Raw genomic sequence first — 17,023 nt, forward strand, 5'->3', positions numbered from 1 at the left:
AATCCGATACTCTTTTCTCGGATTCGGGAGAAAGAATGATGGTGGAAGTATTTTAAACTTAAGGATAAGTTTATGAGTATGAATGACACAGTTTTTATCATTGATAATAATGAGGATCGATGCGAGAAAATATGCACGATACTGGAATTTATCGGTGAATCTACTGAAGTCAGTAAGTATGGCGAATGGCAATTTATTGATAATAATCCAGATATTATTTTTCTTTGTGCAGGGGAGTCGATTTCGGAAACGATAAGTGAGTTGGACTCTTTAGCAAATAAATTTATTAAAGTTCCCATTGTTGTAGTGGATGAAAAACTAAACAACACACAATGTATTTTGCGCAATATAGTAGCGTGTCAATCTTTTCCATTTACTTATGCACAAATCATGGAAAGCTTGCATCAATGTAAAATTGCTAGGGAAGCAGTAAAAACAATTATTATAAGTAATCACAAAAATCCATTGCTAAACAATCTGGTAGGTAGTAGCGCAAGTATGCGTAATATTAGAAGGTTAATAGAACAAGTATCCAATACAGACGCCAGTGTTTTAATTTTAGGGGAATCAGGGACAGGAAAGGAGGTAGTCGCGCGTAACATACATGCATTATCGTCAAGAGCTTCTAAACCCTTCATTCCAATCAATTGTGGCGCTATTCCTGGAGAATTATTAGAAAGTGAATTATTCGGCCATGAAAAGGGTGCGTTTACGGGGGCAATTACTTCGAGACAAGGCCGTTTCGAATTAGCCAATGGCGGTACTTTATTTCTTGATGAGATCGGTGACATGCCTTTAGCAATGCAAGTCAAATTGTTACGTGTATTACAAGAACGTTGCTTTGAACGCGTAGGTTCCAATAAAAGTATTGAAGTGAATGTACGCATTATCGCTGCAACCCATAGAAATTTGGAAGAAGCAATTTGCAAAGGAAAGTTCAGAGAAGATTTATTTTATAGACTGAATGTATTTCCCATAGAAATGCCTCCTCTAAGAGAGCGATCAGAAGACATCCCGCTGTTGTTTAATGAACTCATCTCCCGCATTGAGAGCGAAAACAAACCTATTGTTCGGCTTACTTCGGATGCAATGACTGCATTATGCCAATATAACTGGCCAGGTAACATTAGAGAATTAGCTAATTTAGTAGAGCGGCTTACAATTTTATATCCAAAGGGAATTTTAGGAAAAGAAGATTTGCCCCAAAAATTGCGTGGTGATTATAAGGTAGTTGCTGCTGAATCGGATACAGAAAGTTCTGAAAGGGAAGCCCTGTTAGAAGTAATGAATCAAGAGCCGAGCCCCAGTACGGAAGGAATTGATTTAAAAGAACATTTGGTGAAAACGGAGCTTGCCCTCATTAGTCAAGCATTAAATGAATCGGATTGGGTGGTGGCACATGCTGCCAGTTACTTGAATATGAGACGTACGACGCTGGTGGAAAAAATGCGTAAATATGGCCTTACTCGTCCTGAACGGGTATGATTGCTCGGGTTAAACTCATTCTCGCCTTAGGGAGAATGAGTTTCCTGGAAAGGGTTGGTTTATTTTTTGGTGTCTTCTTCTGTTTTAGGTTTTTTACTCGGTTCTACCGTTTCAACAACTTCTATCGTCTCAATCGTTTCAACGGTCTCTGTAGGCTCAGACGCTTTGGCTGATTTCGGTTTTTCTTTAACAATAATGGTTTCTTCAACTATCGTTTGTTCCTTAGGCCCAGCTTGGGGAGGCGTGGTACTTTTTTGTTCGGCTTCAGTTTCCTGGGCTCTGTTTTCCTTATAATTATGTACGATTTCACCCACGCTCTTTTTAATGTCAGTAAACAATTTATTGGTCATTGAAGCTAACTCTTTGAGATCGGGTAATTTTGATTTAAAGTCACTCATGGCTCACTCCATTTTGTAATATAAATTAATTATACACCATTCTCCAAATTTAAGTGTTTCACCACTTTTGCTGAATAAAAATATTAGTGTTCCTTTTCTAATAGCTTATGCCCATGGATGCATCAAGCGCATTGCGGGTTTAAGTAATTTGTTTGCAAGCGAAGCTTTAGGAGGGACTGTAATTTTAAATGCCTTATATGTTGTTAATTTTTCCACAATATAATCATCGCTGGTGCATAATTTATCCACCAAATGAAGATTAAAAGCATCTTTAGCGAGCCAGTGTTCCCCTGTAGAAACTTCATCTATATTCAGTTGTTCTCGATGTTCGGCTACATAATTCCTAAAGGCGGCATGAATTTTTTCTAAATCGTCCTGAGCTTTTTTTCGCCCTTTTTCGGTATTTTCACCCAAAAGTGTTAAAGTCCGCTTGTATTCTCCTGCAGTTAATAGTTCCACATCAATATCATGCTTTTTCAGCCAACGATGGAAATTAGGTATTTGAGCGACGACACCTATAGACCCTATGATTGCAAAAGGGGCTGCAATAATTTGGTTTGCGACACAAGCCATTAAATACCCACCACTTGCAGCCATTTTATCAATACTCACAGTTAAGGGAATTTGTTTGTCACGAATTCGCTGAAGTTGCGAAGCAGCCAATCCATAGGTATTCACAATTCCACCAGGACTATCCAATCGTACCAAAACTTCATCGCCTTTTTTTGCAGAACAAATTACGGCAGTGACTTCATCCCGCAGCTGTTCTACTTGTGAGGCTCTCATATCGCCATGAAAATCAAGAACATAAAGAGTGGGCTGTTCTTCTTTTGATTTTTTCTTCTTGGGCATTTTTTTTCCAAGAACTTCCTTGTTCACAATAGAAATAATATTCTCATAGTGTTTGTTCAAGGAAGTAACTTCCAGTTTAGGCTTTGGTTTGCGACTCATAGAAAAAAAACCGGCAAATATTACGAGGAAAGCAATAACAACAGTTATTGATTTTAAAAGAAACATACCGTATTGACTTAAAAATTCCATTACTTACCTTAATAAAAAAAAAAATAAAATTATGGCGTCCGAAAAGGGAGTTCGCAAGAGCATACTTATTTAGTACTAATAAAGTTGTGCAAAGCGAAGCAGACACTTCAGAAGCGATTGATGATATAATAACTGAATTAGAAGAAATCCAAAATATACCTATGTTAGATGTAATGAATCTGAGTTTTGACTATCAGGATAAACCTTTATTAGATGAGATAACATTTCATTTGCCAGCCGGTGGCTTATTGCACTTACGGGGGAGAAATGGTGCCGGTAAAACAACCCTCTTGAAATTAATCGCAGGCTTATATCATCCTTTTCAAGGAGAGATCCGTTTTTTTGGAAAAAACATAAGTATGGATTGGTCCGAGTACCAAACTCATATTTGCTTCGTTGGTCATAAAGCAGGGATAAATCCCAACCTGACTATAAAAGAAAATTGTTATTTTGATTTGCATTATCCTGTTTCCTCCTACCCATTAAGTCACGCGAATGAAAAGGCATTTAATCTGGAAGAGCTCGCTTCATTTTTTAATTTGGAATCACATCTTCATGTTCCCTGCGGCATTTTGTCCGCAGGACAGCGTAGGCAAGCAGGTTTGCTGCGTTTGTGGTTTTCGGGTGCCAAATTATGGCTTCTTGATGAGCCTCTAATTGCATTGGATGATAAAGCGATTGACCTGATTATGGATAAAATAGCAGCGCATCGAAAAAAAGGCGGTGCTGTTTTATTAACTTCTCATCAGCAGTTGCCGCTTAGTCATCCAAGCTATGCGGAGTATTGTCTGTGATTACATCTTTTGCATTATTCATAAAGCAATGCCAACGTGAATTGCTCATCCAAGGTCGGCAAATTCGCTTTTTAATGAATTCTTGTTTGTTTTTTTTAATTTTTCTTTCCATTTTTCCGCTGACACTTAAGCCTGAGGTTGATTTGCTTAGAGCCATAGTCCCCGGATTATTTTGGATGGGTATACTTTTGTGCTTTCTTCTTTCATCGGAGCGGATGTTTCATCAAGATTATGAGCATGGTGTCATGGAGCAGTGGATCGTTTCCGGAAAATCCCTGCCGGTGTTGGTTAGTGCAAAGATCTTGACCCATTGGTTTTTTAATTTGCTGCCTTTGCTCATTTTATGTCCATTCGTGTCATTAATGTTTGGATTGAGCCTTTGGGAAACGGGAATATTTTGCATATCTCTGATTTGCGGTACTCCCGCTTTGCTATTTCTTTGTGCTCTAGCCGCCGCATTTGGGGTGGGTATCCAGCAAAAAGGAATCATGATGGCATTGATTTTATTACCCCTTACCTTACCGATACTTATTTTTGGGAGCGGTTTGGTAAATGTGGCCATGCAAGGTTTGCCCGTTCGTGCTTATCTCGCCTTATTACTTGCGATGTCTGTAATTGCAATGGGTCTTTTACCTTTTGCGATTGCGGGGATAATTCGCATTAGCCATGTGGATTAAGCATCGTTTTCCAAACTATTTTATTTCCCAAAGCTCATGTCTAATAGCCGGGATTTTATACCGATATCAGAGGGTTTTTAATTTAAGCCAACTGAATTACATGGACTTAACTGATTTCTTGTTTTGCGAACAGGTGGATACGTGTTAAAATTCCCTTTATTTGATTTCTATTATTCCTATGTGGAAATTTTTATACCAACTGGCATCACCTAAGTATTTTTATCAATTTGCAGGTCGGCTTACTCCAGGTCTGGCGATAGGTACTCTGCTGACTTTGGTTTCTGGAATAATTTGGGGACTGGCTTTTACTCCTCCTGATTATCAACAGGGTGATGCTTTTCGAATAATTTATGTGCATGTTCCCAGTGCTTTCTTATCCATGATGCTCTACGCTTGGATGGCATTTTTAGCTGTTTTACTTCTAGTCTGGCGAATTAAAATAGCGGGGCTTTTAATTCATATCGTAGCTCAGATGGGTATAAGCATGGCATTTCTTGCTTTGGTTACGGGAAGTATTTGGGGAAAACCCATGTGGGGGACTTGGTGGGTTTGGGATGCCAGGTTGACGTCTGAATTAATACTTTTATTTCTTTATGCTGCAATTATAGCCACTCACTATGCGATTAAAAATAAAGATAATGGAGATAAAATTATCGCTATTTTAACCTTAGTGGGAATTATAGATTTGCCGATTATCCATTATTCGGTTTATTGGTGGAATACTTTACATCAAGGATCTACATTGTCGGTTTTTGCCAAGCCTAAAATCGATGCAAGTATGTTATATCCTTTATTGTTAACCCTTACCGGATTTGTTTTGTACAGCTTATGGATTATTTTAGAAAAAGCACGCAATGAATTATTGCTAAGGGAAAAAAGACAATCTTGGGTCAAGATTCAATTTGAAGGGGAATTTAAATGAATCATTTTTTAGAGTGGGCGGCAATGGGAGGATACTCTATCTATGTATGGCCTGCTTATGGTTTGTTTTGTGGTATTTTCATTATGAATCTATTAGGAATGCGATTGAAACGAAAACAAACAAAACACAAATTACAACAATGGCTTAAGTGATAAGAAAATGGTACCGGCACGCAAACGCAAATTAATGATGATACTCTTTATTCTGTCGATTTTATCCATAGCTTCAGCTTTGGTTTTATATGCGCTAAGGCAAAACATTAGTTTGTTTTATACTCCAAGCCAGGCAGTGGCAGGCGAAGTACCTCAACATCATAAAATTCGCATGGGCGGCATGGTGGAAAAGGATTCTATTGTCCGATCGAAAAAAGGTTTGGATGTGGCATTTAAGATTACTGATTTTAATCGAACCATTACAGTAAGCTATACTGGGATTCTTCCCGATTTGTTTCGAGAGGGACAGGGCGTGGTTGCTGAAGGCCAGCTTCTGGATAAGTATCATTTCCAAGCCTCACAAGTGTTGGCAAAACATGATGCCAACTACATGCCGCCGGAAGTAAAAGCCGCTTTATCAAAAAAGGTACGTTCATGATAGCAGAATTAGGACTTTTCTCTTTAATTTTAGCTTTAATTTCCTCCTTGATGCTTGCAGTGATTCCCTTATTTGGATTGCAGTTAGGGCGTAGCCATTGGATGGATGCCGCACGTACTTACGTGGTGTCTCAATTTTTTTTCATTGCATTGTCCTATCTTTTTCTCACCATTTGCTTTTTAAAAAATGATTTCTCCGTTATTTATGTTGTGAGTAATTCCAGCATTTCCCTACCCTGGTTTTATAAATTTTGTGCTGTCTGGGGTGGGCATGAAGGATCGATGCTTTTATGGGTTGCTATCCTAAATTTTTGGACTTTGCTCGTGGCATTTTGCAGTGCAGGTTTGGACAAAGAAATGCGTACACGAATTTTAGTCATTCTGGGTTGGCTCAGTATAGGGTTTATCCTGTTTTTGCTCACGACCTCGAATCCTTTTTTACGTCAATTCCAGGTTTTAGAAACACAAGGTAGGGATTTAAATCCCTTATTACAAGATCCAGGATTTTTGTTTCATCCCCCGATGTTGTATATGGGTTATGTCGGCTTTTCTGTCGCGTTTGCTTTTGCCCTGGCAGCACTTTGGGCTGGTAAAGTTCAAGCCAATTGGTCTAAATGGACAAGACCATGGACATTAGCGGCCTGGTGCTGCTTAACAGCGGGTATTACTTTGGGAAGCTGGTGGGCTTATCGTGAGCTGGGGTGGGGCGGATGGTGGTTTTGGGATCCGGTTGAAAATGCCTCATTTATGCCCTGGTTGATAGGAACCGCTTTATTGCATTCTTTGGCTGTAACGGAGCAACGTCAGCAATTTAAAGCCTGGACCATGTTATTAGCTATTGCTGCTTTTTCTTTAAGTTTAATCGGGACTTTTCTCGTACGATCGGGTGTTTTGACTTCGGTTCATGCTTTTGCGGTTGATCCACAGCGTGGTTTATATATTTTGGGATTTTTACTATTTGTTATTGGCGGCTCTTTATTATTATTCCTTTTTAAAGCACAACATTTGAATTCTGAGGCACATCCAAGCCCAATATCCAGAGAAAGTGCTTTATTATTAAATAATGTATTTTTAGTTGTCATCATGCTTACTGTATTAATGGGGACAGTGTATCCCTTACTGATTGAGGGATTAGGGTTGGGTAAGCTTTCAGTGGGCGCACCGTATTTTAATGCGGTATTCGTTCCTTTAATGATTCCTCTATTGCTGCTGATGGGAATCGGAATTCATTTAAAATGGAACCATGAGCACTGGTTTAGTATTTGGAGAAAGCTTTGGAAAACATTAATACTTAGTGTTTTACTGCCTTTGACTTTGCTTCTCACTACTGCCCAGCAATTTAATGTTTCTGCCTTTATCGGATTGAGCCTTGCTTTTTGGGTCATTCTCAGCACATTTCAATCTGCATACAGACGGGTCTCCGATAGAGGTTTATTCGAAGTCAGCCAGGCCTTTTGGGGCATGGTTCTCGCGCATTTAGGCGTAGCAACCACAGTGATCGGCATTGCAATTTCTACCGCTTATGGAGTGCAAGATGATGTGCAAATGCACCCAGGTCAAAATTTGGAGTTACTGGACTATTCTATTGAATTCATCAATCAAGAACCTCTAGTTGGTCCAAATTACAAAGGAACCAAAGCTCGGTTTGACATAAAATACCAAGGAAGAATCAAATCTATTTATCCTGAAAAGAGGCTATATACTGTAGGTCAAATGCCTATGACCGAGTCTGCCATTGATGTTACTCCATTTAGAGATATTTATATCGCATTGGGCGAGCCATTAAGCCATGATTCCTGGTCGGTAAGACTTTATTATAAGCCTTTAATTCGTTGGATTTGGGGTGGAGGATTTATGATCTTGGCAGGAGGTTTTCTAGCACTTGCTGACAGAAGGTATTACAGAAGAAAACAATCAGTCATCGTTGGTGCACGGGAGTTAAATGCATGAAAAAACTAGGATGGAAAGTTATTCCAATTACTCTTTTTTTATTGCTGTGTATTTTTCTTTGGCGTGGTCTGTCTTTAAATCCACACGATTTACCTTCTGCTCAGCTTGGAAAGCCGCTACCGGAATTTAGCTTGCCCCAATTACAGGAACCAAACTCAATTTTTAGTTCAACTCAGTTACGAAACCAGGTGGTATTGTTAAATGTTTGGGCCAGCTGGTGCGCGGCTTGTATCGACGAGCAGGTTTTTATGTTGCAATTGGCGCGTGAAGGCATACCTATATATGGACTAAATTATAAAGACACTCGTGATAGCGCAATTCGCTGGTTAGAACAATGGGGCAATCCTTATCAACTCATTGTACAAGATACGAATGGAACAGCTGCTATTGATTTAGGAGTTTATGGCGCTCCTGAGACTTTTGTTATTGATAAAAAGGGAATCATTCGGTATCGTCATGCTGGAATCATGACTCCAGAAGTGTGGCTCAAAGAGCTCTCTCCTTTAATTAAAAAACTGGAGCAGAATTCATGAGACTTGATTTTCTTGTTGGATGTATTTTGATTTTTTTATGCTCAGCAGTTCTTGCAAATACGACTTATCCCTTGGATTCGCCTCAAAAAGAAGCACAGTTTCAATATTTGCTTAAAGATTTGCGGTGTTTGGTATGTCAAAATCAAGATTTGGCCGATTCAAATGCTGAACTTGCTAAAGATTTACGCAACCAGGTATATCTGATGGTGAAGCAAGGTAAGAGCGACAGTGAAATTATAGATTATCTCACTGATAGGTATGGTGATTTTATTTTGTTTAAACCACCGGTTAAAACGGTAACATTTTTATTATGGTATGGTCCTGTATTATTTTTATTGGTCGGTTTTATTATTTTTTGGCGGACTTGTTTTAGGGTAAAAGCTAGGAACTCTGCATGAGTATTGGTAATAAACCTGCTCTGAGTATTTATAGATTAGTGAGTTTTATATGAAAGAATGGTGGTTGCTTGGATTATTGGCGGGTCTCACCGTGTTGGCCAGTATGATCATGGTTTATCCATTCCGACGCCGTTTCTTTTCAAGTTTGATAATAGTTCCCGCTGTTTTTTTAGTTGCCTTTGCCGGTTATTTTTATTGGGGCGGATTTAGAAGTTGGCAAGAATACAACCACCACCTTACTACTCAGGAACAAGCCAAAAAAATTCTGGAAACAGTGAAGAGTCCCCAGGAATTAATTGTAAAATTAAGATCAGAATTAGGAGACAATCCGAAAAGCGCTAAAGGTTGGTATCTTTTAGGACGTCTATACAGCAGCCAGAGTGAAAAGCAAAATGCAGTAAATGCTTTCGCAAAAGCTTTTCAGTTTGAACCGGATAATGAACAATATGGAGTAAATTATGCACATAGTTTGTGGGTTTTGAATCATCAGCAATTCACAGTGCAAATTACGGATCTGTTTCATCACCTGTTAAAAAATAATCCCAATCAACCCGATGCGTTAGCAATGCTGGCAATGGATGCTTTTGTAAGTCATGCCTATGAAGATGCCATAAGTTATTGGCAGCGTTTATTAAAACTGGCTCCTGAACAGTCTGAAGAAGCAATAGCCATTAGAAAAGCAATTGTCAAAGCAGAAGAACACATCAGGTTAAGAGATAAGAATCTGAATTGATTTTTACACCTCCCTCATTTTTGTTTCGATATATCCGACACCATTTCTTTTGTAATGCAATTAATTTTAAATCTGCTAGTCTATAAATAGGCATCAGAATTTTAAGGAGAAAATGATGTATAAGAGGGTATTGTTTGCTACTGACTTTGACGAAGTAGGCGTTATCGCAGCACATAAAGCAAAAAAAATTGCTGATGAAAATGGTGCAGATTTGATATTAGTTCATGTCGTAGAGCCGATTCCTGCTTATGCTTATCCTGGTTTTGCTGGATTTGCTGAAGTTGAGTTATCTATTCGAGAACAAGCCGAAAAAGAGCTCGATGAGTTGGCTGAAAAATTAGGAGTTGATGCAAAACACCGATTTATTGAATTTGGTTCCACTAAAAATGAAATTCTAAGAGTTGCCCAAGAACGAAATATCGATTTAATTGTTACTGGAAGCCATGGGAAACATGGTCTTTCTTTATTATTGGGTTCAACAGCAAACTCCATTTTGCATGGTGCGCAATGTGATGTATTAATCGTTCGCTCTATTCCTCCCGAAAAACACAAGAAATCTTAATTTGTTTTAAAATAAACGTATTGCCTGGGTTCAGCTTAGTGCAACCCGGGTTTACATTGAGTACATTTGCCCCCCTCTTATTATTTCTCAATGACACAGAAAACAAGTATACTAATGTGTTTTAATGTCATGCGATTGAATTAGTGATGAAATTGTTGCGCGGAATACAACATTTTTCTTTTTTTGAAAAGGGCGTAGTCGCTACTATTGGTAATTTTGATGGTGTACATTTAGGACACCAAAATCTTCTTAAAACTTTAAGGCAAAAAGCCGATAACTTTAATTTACCTTTAGTCCTAATTCTTTTTGAGCCGCAACCCAGAGAGTATTTCCAAAAGGAAAATGCGCCTGCCCGACTTTCGAGTCTGAGGGAAAAATTAGATGTATTTCGATCCAGTGGTATTGATTATGTTTACTGTTTTAAATTTAATGAACAATTAGCCCAAACATCTGCTGCTGATTTTGCTACCTTCTTATTTTCGATGCTTCATGTGAAATTTCTTTTGGTAGGTGAAGATTTCCGTTTCGGAAACCGGAGAGAGGGAGATGTTAGTTTGTTAAAGAAAATCAGTACTGATTATAATAGTACGGTGAGTATTTATTCTAATTTTTGTTTGAATGAAGACCGAATCAGTTCAACAAGGATTCGAACTGCACTACAACAGGGCGATTTAAATACTGCAGCGAAATATTTGGGAAGGCATTACAGTATTTGCGGGCGTGTGCTGCATGGCGATGGACGTGGGCGGCAGTGGGGAATTCCTACGGCAAATATTGCACTACATCGTTATTCTCTGCCTTTAAAAGGAGTATTTGTCGTTCGGGTTATCATTGGTTCAAAGATACAATACGGTGTGGCTAATATCGGACGCCGTCCTACTGTAGATGGAAGTAAGAATATCTTGGAAGTGCATCTATTTGATTTTAATGAATCAATTTATGGTGAATTATTGCAAGTGTTTTTCTTGCACAAATTACGTGATGAGGTTAAATTCACTTCGGTGGATGCTCTCATTGCTCAAATTTATCTTGATATAAAAGAGGCCAGGGAATTCCTCAGAAATTCTATTGAAAACGATCGCATTTCAAAATCTGGTACAGATTTAAGTACGATTGGGACATTGAAAATCAATTAATGGAACAGATAAATTGATAGAGTTATTGTAGTGTTTAATCAGACTACATTCTTAGAATGAGTCACCCAATATTAACGATTTTTGCAGAGTGAACTTTTATGGCAGAATATAAAGATACATTAAATCTACCGAATACTTCATTTCCGATGAAGGCAAGCCTGGCTACTCGAGAGCCAGAGGTTCTGTCTGACTGGAAATCAAAGAACGTATATGAAAAAATTCGGAAAGTACGTGCCGGAAGTAAACGTTTCATTCTGCACGATGGTCCTCCTTACGCGAATGGCCATTTGCACTGCGGACATGCGCTCAATAAAATTCTTAAAGACATCATTATCAAATCCAAAACACTTAGCGGTTACGATGCCCCATTTGTACCCGGTTGGGATTGCCATGGATTACCCATCGAGCTCAATGTCGAAAAAAAAATCGGCAGAGCAGGGGATAAGGTTTCTCCTCGGGAATTTCGCGCCAAATGTCGTGAGTATGCTGCCAGTCAAATCGACATACAACGCGATGAATTTCAACGATTGGGCGTTTTTGGCGATTGGTATAACCCTTATGTCACAATGGATTTTCGTTATGAAGCCAATATTGTGCGCGCTTTGGGATTAATGATAAAAAATGGCCATTTGCAACAAGGTTTTAAACCGGTCCATTGGTGCATCGATTGTGGTTCCGCTCTGGCTGAGGCAGAAGTGGATTATGATGAAAAAACTTCTTCTTCAATCGATGTATCTTTTTTTGCTTTAAATCCTGAAGAATTTATTCATTTATTTCAGGTAGAGCCAGAAATAAAGCCCGTTAGCATTCCCATTTGGACGACTACCCCTTGGACTTTACCGGCTAATGAAGCAGTATGTTTGAATCCTGCTATTGATTATTCTTTAGTAGACACAGGCGATGCATATTGGATACTCGCATCAGATTTGGTTGAGTCAGCCATGGCACGTTACGGTATGAATCAATACCATGTTCGGGGCTCTGTCAAAGGGAAGGCTTTTGAACATTTAAAATTAAAGCACCCATTTTATAATCGTTTCGTTCCGGTTGTTTTAGGGGAACATGTCACTACAGAATCAGGAACCGGGAGTGTCCATACTGCACCCGCTCATGGACCAGATGATTACTTGGTAGGTAAAGCATATAATTTGCCGTTAATTAATCCAGTAAAAGGAAATGGCCGCTTTGCTGATGACGTAGAATTGTTTGCAGGACTTCCTGTGCTCAAAGCCAACGATGCCATTTTGAATGTCTTGACTGAAAAAGGAGTGCTTTTAGCCAAGGACAATATCAGACACAGTTACCCACATTGCTGGCGGCATAAATCACCCATGATTTTCTTAGCAACACCGCAATGGTTTATTTCGATGGACAAAAGTCGGTTAAGAGAACACATTGTTAATGAAATAGACAAGGTGACTTGGGTTCCAGATTGGGGCAAGGCACGAATTAGCAATATGGTTGAAAATAGACCGGATTGGTGTATATCGAGACAACGAGCTTGGGGTACTCCTATGCCTTTGTTTGTTCATAGTGCCACGCGTGAGCTACATCCGCAAACATTGGAACTCATTGAAAAAGTCGCATCTCTGATTGAGAGATCAGGGATTGATGCCTGGTTTGAGTTGGATGCAAAAGAGCTGCTCGGTGCGGATGCAGAATATTACGAGAAAATAAATGATACGATGGATGTGTGGTTGGATTCGGGTGTCACCCACTTCTGTGTTCTAAAGCAAAATGATGCTTTAGCTTTCCCAGCTGATATCTATTTTGAAGGCTCCGATCAACATCGGGGATGGTTTAACTCTTCCTTAACAACTTCAGTAGCGATGTATGACACGGCTCCTTATAAAACTGTATTGACCCATGGGTACACAGTAGATGCGGAAGGAAAAAAACTTTCTAAATCCAAAGGAAATTATGTGGCTTTGGATCAGCTGGTGAATCAACATGGAGCAGACATTCTCCGTTTGTGGGTTGCTTCTACCGATTACCGGCATGAAGTAAGTATTTCCGATGAAATTATCAAACGAAATGCAGATGCGTATCGACGTATTCGCAATACGGCCCGTTTTTTATTAGCTAATTTATTCGATTTTGATCCTTCTAAAGATTTTATTCACGAGAACGATCTTTTAGAGTTGGACAAGTGGGCAATAAAGCGCAGCCAGCTTTTGCAAGAAGAGATTATAGAAGCTTATGAAAGCTATCAGTTCCATATTATTTATCAGAAGATTCATAATTTCTGTGCAGTCGATATGGGTAGTTTTTATCTCGATTTGATTAAAGACCGGCAATACACCACTGCAAAAAACAGTAAGGCAAGGCGTTCGTGCCAAACGGCCATGTACCATATCATTAAAGCCTTCACACTTTGGATAGCTCCGATACTTTCTTTTACCGCCGAGGAAATAGGGCGATATATTCCAGGATATGATCAAGAGTCGGTCTTTACTGAGCTTTGGTATCATGCGTGGCCAGAAATAGAAAACGTGAATATGGCAGAATGGGATGAACTGCACTTGATCCGGGATGAAGTCAATAAAGCTTTGGAAGAAACACGCCAAAAAGGCGAGATAGGTTCTGCTTTAGCTGCGGAGGTAGCGGTATACGCGAACAGTACGGTATTGCCCAAACTCACTCGTTTAGGTGAAGAGCTCCGCTTTTTATTCATTACTTCAGGTGCAGCTGTTCATCCAGACAGTTCAGCACCTGCGGGTTTATCTGCCACTCCTTATGGTGTTTCGATTGTTGTTTCCCCAAGCGTCCATGAAAAATGTGCTCGTTGTTGGCATAGAAGACCGGATGTTGGCCAGGATGATCAACATCCAGAGTTATGTTTGCGCTGTGTCGGCAATATTAATGGTCAAGAAGAAATGAGGCAATTTATATGAAAAAATGGCCCTGGTTTGTATTAAGCCTGATTGTAGTTATTTGTGATCAAGCAAGTAAATACTTGGTTGAAGTTTATTTAACACCATATAAACCATTGCCTATTTTCCCGATGTTTAATTTGACATTAGCGTATAATTCCGGGGCTGCATTTAGCTTTTTAAGTGGTGCTGGAGATTGGCACCGATGGTTTTTTGCCAGTTTTAGCCTCATTATGAGTATTGGTTTGGCCGTATGGTTGTACCGGACTACAACCAAATCGAGGTTACTCTTATCAGGGATTGGCCTTATTTTAGGCGGGGCTATAGGTAATTTAATCGATAGGGCATATCAAGGGTATGTTGTCGATTTTATGGATTTTTATTACAAACACCACCATTTTGCGACATTTAACCTAGCAGACAGCGCCATTTGCATTGGCGCTGGATTTTTTGTTTTGGACATAATATTGAATCGGGAGTAATCCCTCCGAAATACTGGTTCTCTCTTTATAGAGGTTCCATCCCTCTATCAGCTTCATCAGATTCTTTAGCGGAGGATAATTTATTTAAGTCTTGTACTGACTTAAAAAAAGTAACGATTTTATATTTCTTTGAGAACTCCTCTGCTTGACCAACTAAAACACTGGCAATCTGCACTGGATCCCCATTTTTTGCCCCAGTTTTTATAGACTCAAACATTTCCTTGTACGTTGAAGAAAACCAGCACAGTAATAGATGACCAAAACTTTTTTCATGTTTAGTTACAAACTGTGACGCAGCGGTAATTAAAACATCACTTTTTGGAGCTGCTTCATACATCTTAGTTGTGAGATTTTCGAGATCCTGATGAATTTTTTGAGATGTATCAAGAGCTTCTTCTACCATTTGATTCATAAGGGCAATTTTTTCCCTGGGAGTTTGAGGTATTACTTTATTCTCGTGGGGCATTGAATTGATGGTCTGTTCCAGCATATCTTCAAATGACCTATCTAAGCTAGAGGTGTCAACACCTTCATCATTCAATTGTTCGATAAGATTATTTATGGTACTCAAACGTACAAGTTGATCACTTTGACTTTGTAAGTATTGTTGGAAGCGCTTAATCTCCGCGAACAAGTCTCCCAGCCCTACTGCTGAGATCCCCTTAGCTGACTTAGTTTGGGAGTGCTGTGATTTTATCGTTTGGATATCTCTTATTTCCACTTGGGGTACCTGGACTAGCTCCCTTTCCAAATTTATCAGCAAATTATCAACGTCATAATTATAGTTCCCACGCTCGACACCTAAATTAGCTATTGCCTGAAGATTTAAAAGCTTAATTTTATTGAGTGTGAAAATTTTTGCAGGGACCCCTCCCAAAATTTCCGGTGCCTCAATTTTAACCTTGGCCATTTTGTTTCCTGACACGTGCCAATCAAAGAATAACTGCCATTGATTTCTTTGTTCAGTCTGCAGGCGGAGATCATCCATCAGCTGAGTAAATTTAGTTTGAGTATTGTACTGATTCCAGAATTGATTCATGGGATTTTGACTACTCAGAATCCTATCTAAGTGTCTAAGACGTTCAATTCTGGCAAGATTGGCTAAATTTTGCCTAAATACCTCTACCGGAGACAGTTGTTCTACGACTGGTGCTCTAAGGGAAGCATCGTAAGGTCTTAATAAATTACTATGTTCTTGAACTAATTGATTAAATTTATTTGCTATTTGCTCTCTAAGGCGCGTTAAATCTTTTTTACTTTCTTTAAATGAATCAGGTATAACACTTTCGAAATATGAAATAATGCAAAAAGCGGCAAGCAAAGTTTCCTGGCTTGTATCTGGAGAATCCTGGAATTGAAAATTCTCAATCCAATTGCCTAAATGAAGTTGAATACTACTGAGAATATCCCATCTTGGTAGAAGTCTTTTCGTTAATCCATTAATAATTAAGTCTCCCAAATTAGCGACAATGCCCTCAATGGACTTTTTTTCTGGATTGTTTGGAGGTAAATCTTGAGCTCGTCGGATACCCATTGCTGCGATAGAAAATAGCAATGAATTAATTTCGGAAGGCAATCCATCTAAATTGTTTAAAATAAATTGTAACTGATTTTCGGGAGGCTGATTGGTAACTGCCTGAATAAAATCACTAAACCCTTTTGTTGATTCTTTATATTTAGTTGCTTTTTGTTCCTTAATATTGCCCAATTTCTGTGCTGTTAAATCTAGAATATCAACAGAATACATAATTGTCCTATAATCAATCACTGTGAATATATTTATTATATAATGATTACATTAAGGCAATATGAAGTACGATTAAAAATTGCTCAAAATTTGCTAAAAATAGAGGAATATTATGCCAGGATACTGGTGGTCAATACACCAAGCTGCTTTATATCCGGATTATGGATACTTACTGCTGCTACAGCCGGTAAGTTCAGGAAATGCTCTGCTTCTTCCCATTCAATTTCGGCAGGGAACAGTTTTAAATTTGGGAGGCATTTATTCAAAAGAGTACAAAATCCTAAATCTGCAGGAAAAGGGCGAACATGGGTATAACCAAGACTCATTACAGCCATTGCTTCGGAGATGGTTGCTACTCCGGGTAAATAACTTAAGGAATATACGCTTGCAGTTTGAGCAATTGCGGGTAAATAACCCGGACTGGTTGCAAAATGTACTCCTGCCTGATAGCAATTCTCAAGTTGTTGTGTATCAACGACATTGCCAGCGCCAATTTTTAAAGAAGGACAATGAAGGATTGCCTGGGATAATAACTCTTGATCCGTAGAGATAATTTCCACCAAATCGAAGCCTGCAGCTTTAATTTGTTCTAAGCGTTCAAACAAAAAATTATCAACGTCCAATGATATAATTACAGATTGATTGCCCAGTAACTTATCTAAGATCATGGTGAGTCCTACGGTTATTTAATTTTAATAATCT

General features: G+C 38.9%; 18 protein-coding genes. 14 read left to right on the forward strand and 4 right to left on the reverse strand.

The genetic code is table 11. The features are described 5' to 3' along the window. Nucleotides 1-72: 72 nt before the first annotated feature. Nucleotides 73-1,485 (forward strand): sigma-54 dependent transcriptional regulator, encoded by a 1,413-nt coding sequence (locus tag BU07_RS0108130; RefSeq protein WP_031565044.1) that lies wholly within the window; start codon nucleotides 73-75, stop codon nucleotides 1,483-1,485. A gap of 59 nt (nucleotides 1,486-1,544) precedes the next feature. Here BU07_RS0108130 and BU07_RS0108135 read toward each other — a convergent pair whose 3' ends face one another. Continuing rightward, complete coding sequence (locus tag BU07_RS0108135; protein ID WP_031565046.1) at nucleotides 1,545-1,883, reverse strand: hypothetical protein; 339 nt, start codon at nucleotides 1,881-1,883, stop codon at nucleotides 1,545-1,547. Nucleotides 1,884-1,988: 105 nt separating this feature from the next. Beyond that, the gene (sohB, locus tag BU07_RS0108140) at nucleotides 1,989-2,924 is read right to left on the reverse strand and encodes a protease SohB (protein ID WP_031565048.1); all 936 of its coding nucleotides are present in this window, start codon (nucleotides 2,922-2,924) and stop codon (nucleotides 1,989-1,991) included. Between the two features lie 161 nt (nucleotides 2,925-3,085). On the opposite strand from sohB, the gene ccmA reads away from it, so the two are divergent. The 13 genes from ccmA (at nucleotide 3,086) to lspA (ending at nucleotide 14,574) form a co-directional block, all read left to right on the forward strand. Then, a complete protein-coding gene (gene ccmA, locus BU07_RS0108145) occupies nucleotides 3,086-3,718 on the forward strand; it encodes a heme ABC exporter ATP-binding protein CcmA (protein ID WP_031565050.1) in 633 nt (210 codons plus the stop codon). Continuing rightward, a complete protein-coding gene (gene ccmB, locus BU07_RS0108150; protein ID WP_051635513.1) occupies nucleotides 3,715-4,395 on the forward strand; it encodes a heme exporter protein CcmB in 681 nt (226 codons plus the stop codon). Before ccmA ends, ccmB begins: the two co-directional genes overlap by 4 nt. Nucleotides 4,396-4,573: 178 nt before the next feature. Then, a complete protein-coding gene (ccmC, locus tag BU07_RS0108155; protein WP_031565053.1) occupies nucleotides 4,574-5,317 on the forward strand; it encodes a heme ABC transporter permease CcmC in 744 nt (247 codons plus the stop codon). Beyond that, complete coding sequence (ccmD, locus tag BU07_RS0108160; protein ID WP_031565055.1) at nucleotides 5,314-5,469, forward strand: heme exporter protein CcmD; 156 nt, start codon at nucleotides 5,314-5,316, stop codon at nucleotides 5,467-5,469. Before ccmC ends, ccmD begins: the two co-directional genes overlap by 4 nt. 7 nt (nucleotides 5,470-5,476) lie before the next feature. Next, nucleotides 5,477-5,908, forward strand: coding sequence for a cytochrome c maturation protein CcmE (gene ccmE / locus BU07_RS0108165; RefSeq protein WP_031565056.1), 432 nt, complete (start codon nucleotides 5,477-5,479; stop codon nucleotides 5,906-5,908). Next, nucleotides 5,905-7,857 carry a heme lyase CcmF/NrfE family subunit gene (locus tag BU07_RS0108170; RefSeq protein ID WP_031565058.1) on the forward strand — a complete coding sequence of 651 codons (1,953 nt, stop codon included), beginning with the start codon at nucleotides 5,905-5,907 and terminating at the stop codon, nucleotides 7,855-7,857. Before ccmE ends, BU07_RS0108170 begins: the two co-directional genes overlap by 4 nt. Next, nucleotides 7,854-8,390, forward strand: a complete 537-nt coding sequence (locus tag BU07_RS0108175) for a DsbE family thiol:disulfide interchange protein (RefSeq protein ID WP_031565061.1) — start codon at nucleotides 7,854-7,856, stop codon at nucleotides 8,388-8,390. The genes BU07_RS0108170 and BU07_RS0108175 overlap by 4 nt, the downstream gene beginning before the upstream one ends. Continuing rightward, nucleotides 8,387-8,788, forward strand: coding sequence for a cytochrome c-type biogenesis protein (locus BU07_RS0108180; RefSeq protein WP_031565062.1), 402 nt, complete (start codon nucleotides 8,387-8,389; stop codon nucleotides 8,786-8,788). The genes BU07_RS0108175 and BU07_RS0108180 overlap by 4 nt, the downstream gene beginning before the upstream one ends. Nucleotides 8,789-8,837: 49 nt before the next feature. Next, nucleotides 8,838-9,521, forward strand: coding sequence for a tetratricopeptide repeat protein (locus BU07_RS0108185; protein WP_031565064.1), 684 nt, complete (start codon nucleotides 8,838-8,840; stop codon nucleotides 9,519-9,521). 115 nt (nucleotides 9,522-9,636) lie between these two features. Beyond that, a complete protein-coding gene (locus BU07_RS0108190; RefSeq protein ID WP_031565066.1) occupies nucleotides 9,637-10,083 on the forward strand; it encodes a universal stress protein in 447 nt (148 codons plus the stop codon). Nucleotides 10,084-10,229: 146 nt separating this feature from the next. Next, nucleotides 10,230-11,219 carry a bifunctional riboflavin kinase/FAD synthetase gene (gene ribF / locus BU07_RS0108195; RefSeq protein ID WP_031565067.1) on the forward strand — a complete coding sequence of 330 codons (990 nt, stop codon included), beginning with the start codon at nucleotides 10,230-10,232 and terminating at the stop codon, nucleotides 11,217-11,219. A gap of 98 nt (nucleotides 11,220-11,317) precedes the next feature. Continuing rightward, nucleotides 11,318-14,113 carry an isoleucine--tRNA ligase gene (ileS, locus tag BU07_RS0108200; protein ID WP_031565069.1) on the forward strand — a complete coding sequence of 932 codons (2,796 nt, stop codon included), beginning with the start codon at nucleotides 11,318-11,320 and terminating at the stop codon, nucleotides 14,111-14,113. Continuing rightward, nucleotides 14,110-14,574 (forward strand): signal peptidase II, encoded by a 465-nt coding sequence (gene lspA, locus BU07_RS0108205; RefSeq protein WP_031565071.1) that lies wholly within the window; start codon nucleotides 14,110-14,112, stop codon nucleotides 14,572-14,574. Before ileS ends, lspA begins: the two co-directional genes overlap by 4 nt. 25 nt (nucleotides 14,575-14,599) lie before the next feature. Here the strand turns inward: lspA and BU07_RS0108210 are convergent, their stop codons facing one another. Both BU07_RS0108210 and BU07_RS0108215 read right to left on the reverse strand, forming a co-directional pair. After that, a complete protein-coding gene (locus tag BU07_RS0108210; RefSeq protein ID WP_031565073.1) occupies nucleotides 14,600-16,321 on the reverse strand; it encodes a hypothetical protein in 1,722 nt (573 codons plus the stop codon). A gap of 110 nt (nucleotides 16,322-16,431) precedes the next feature. Then, on the reverse strand, nucleotides 16,432-16,989 hold the full coding sequence (locus BU07_RS0108215; RefSeq protein WP_031565075.1) for a bifunctional 4-hydroxy-2-oxoglutarate aldolase/2-dehydro-3-deoxy-phosphogluconate aldolase: 558 nt from the start codon (nucleotides 16,987-16,989) through the stop codon (nucleotides 16,432-16,434). Nucleotides 16,990-17,023: the final 34 nt, after the last annotated feature.

The organism is Legionella wadsworthii DSM 21896 = ATCC 33877, assembly GCF_000701265.1.
Lineage (GTDB): Bacteria > Pseudomonadota > Gammaproteobacteria > Legionellales > Legionellaceae > Legionella > Legionella wadsworthii.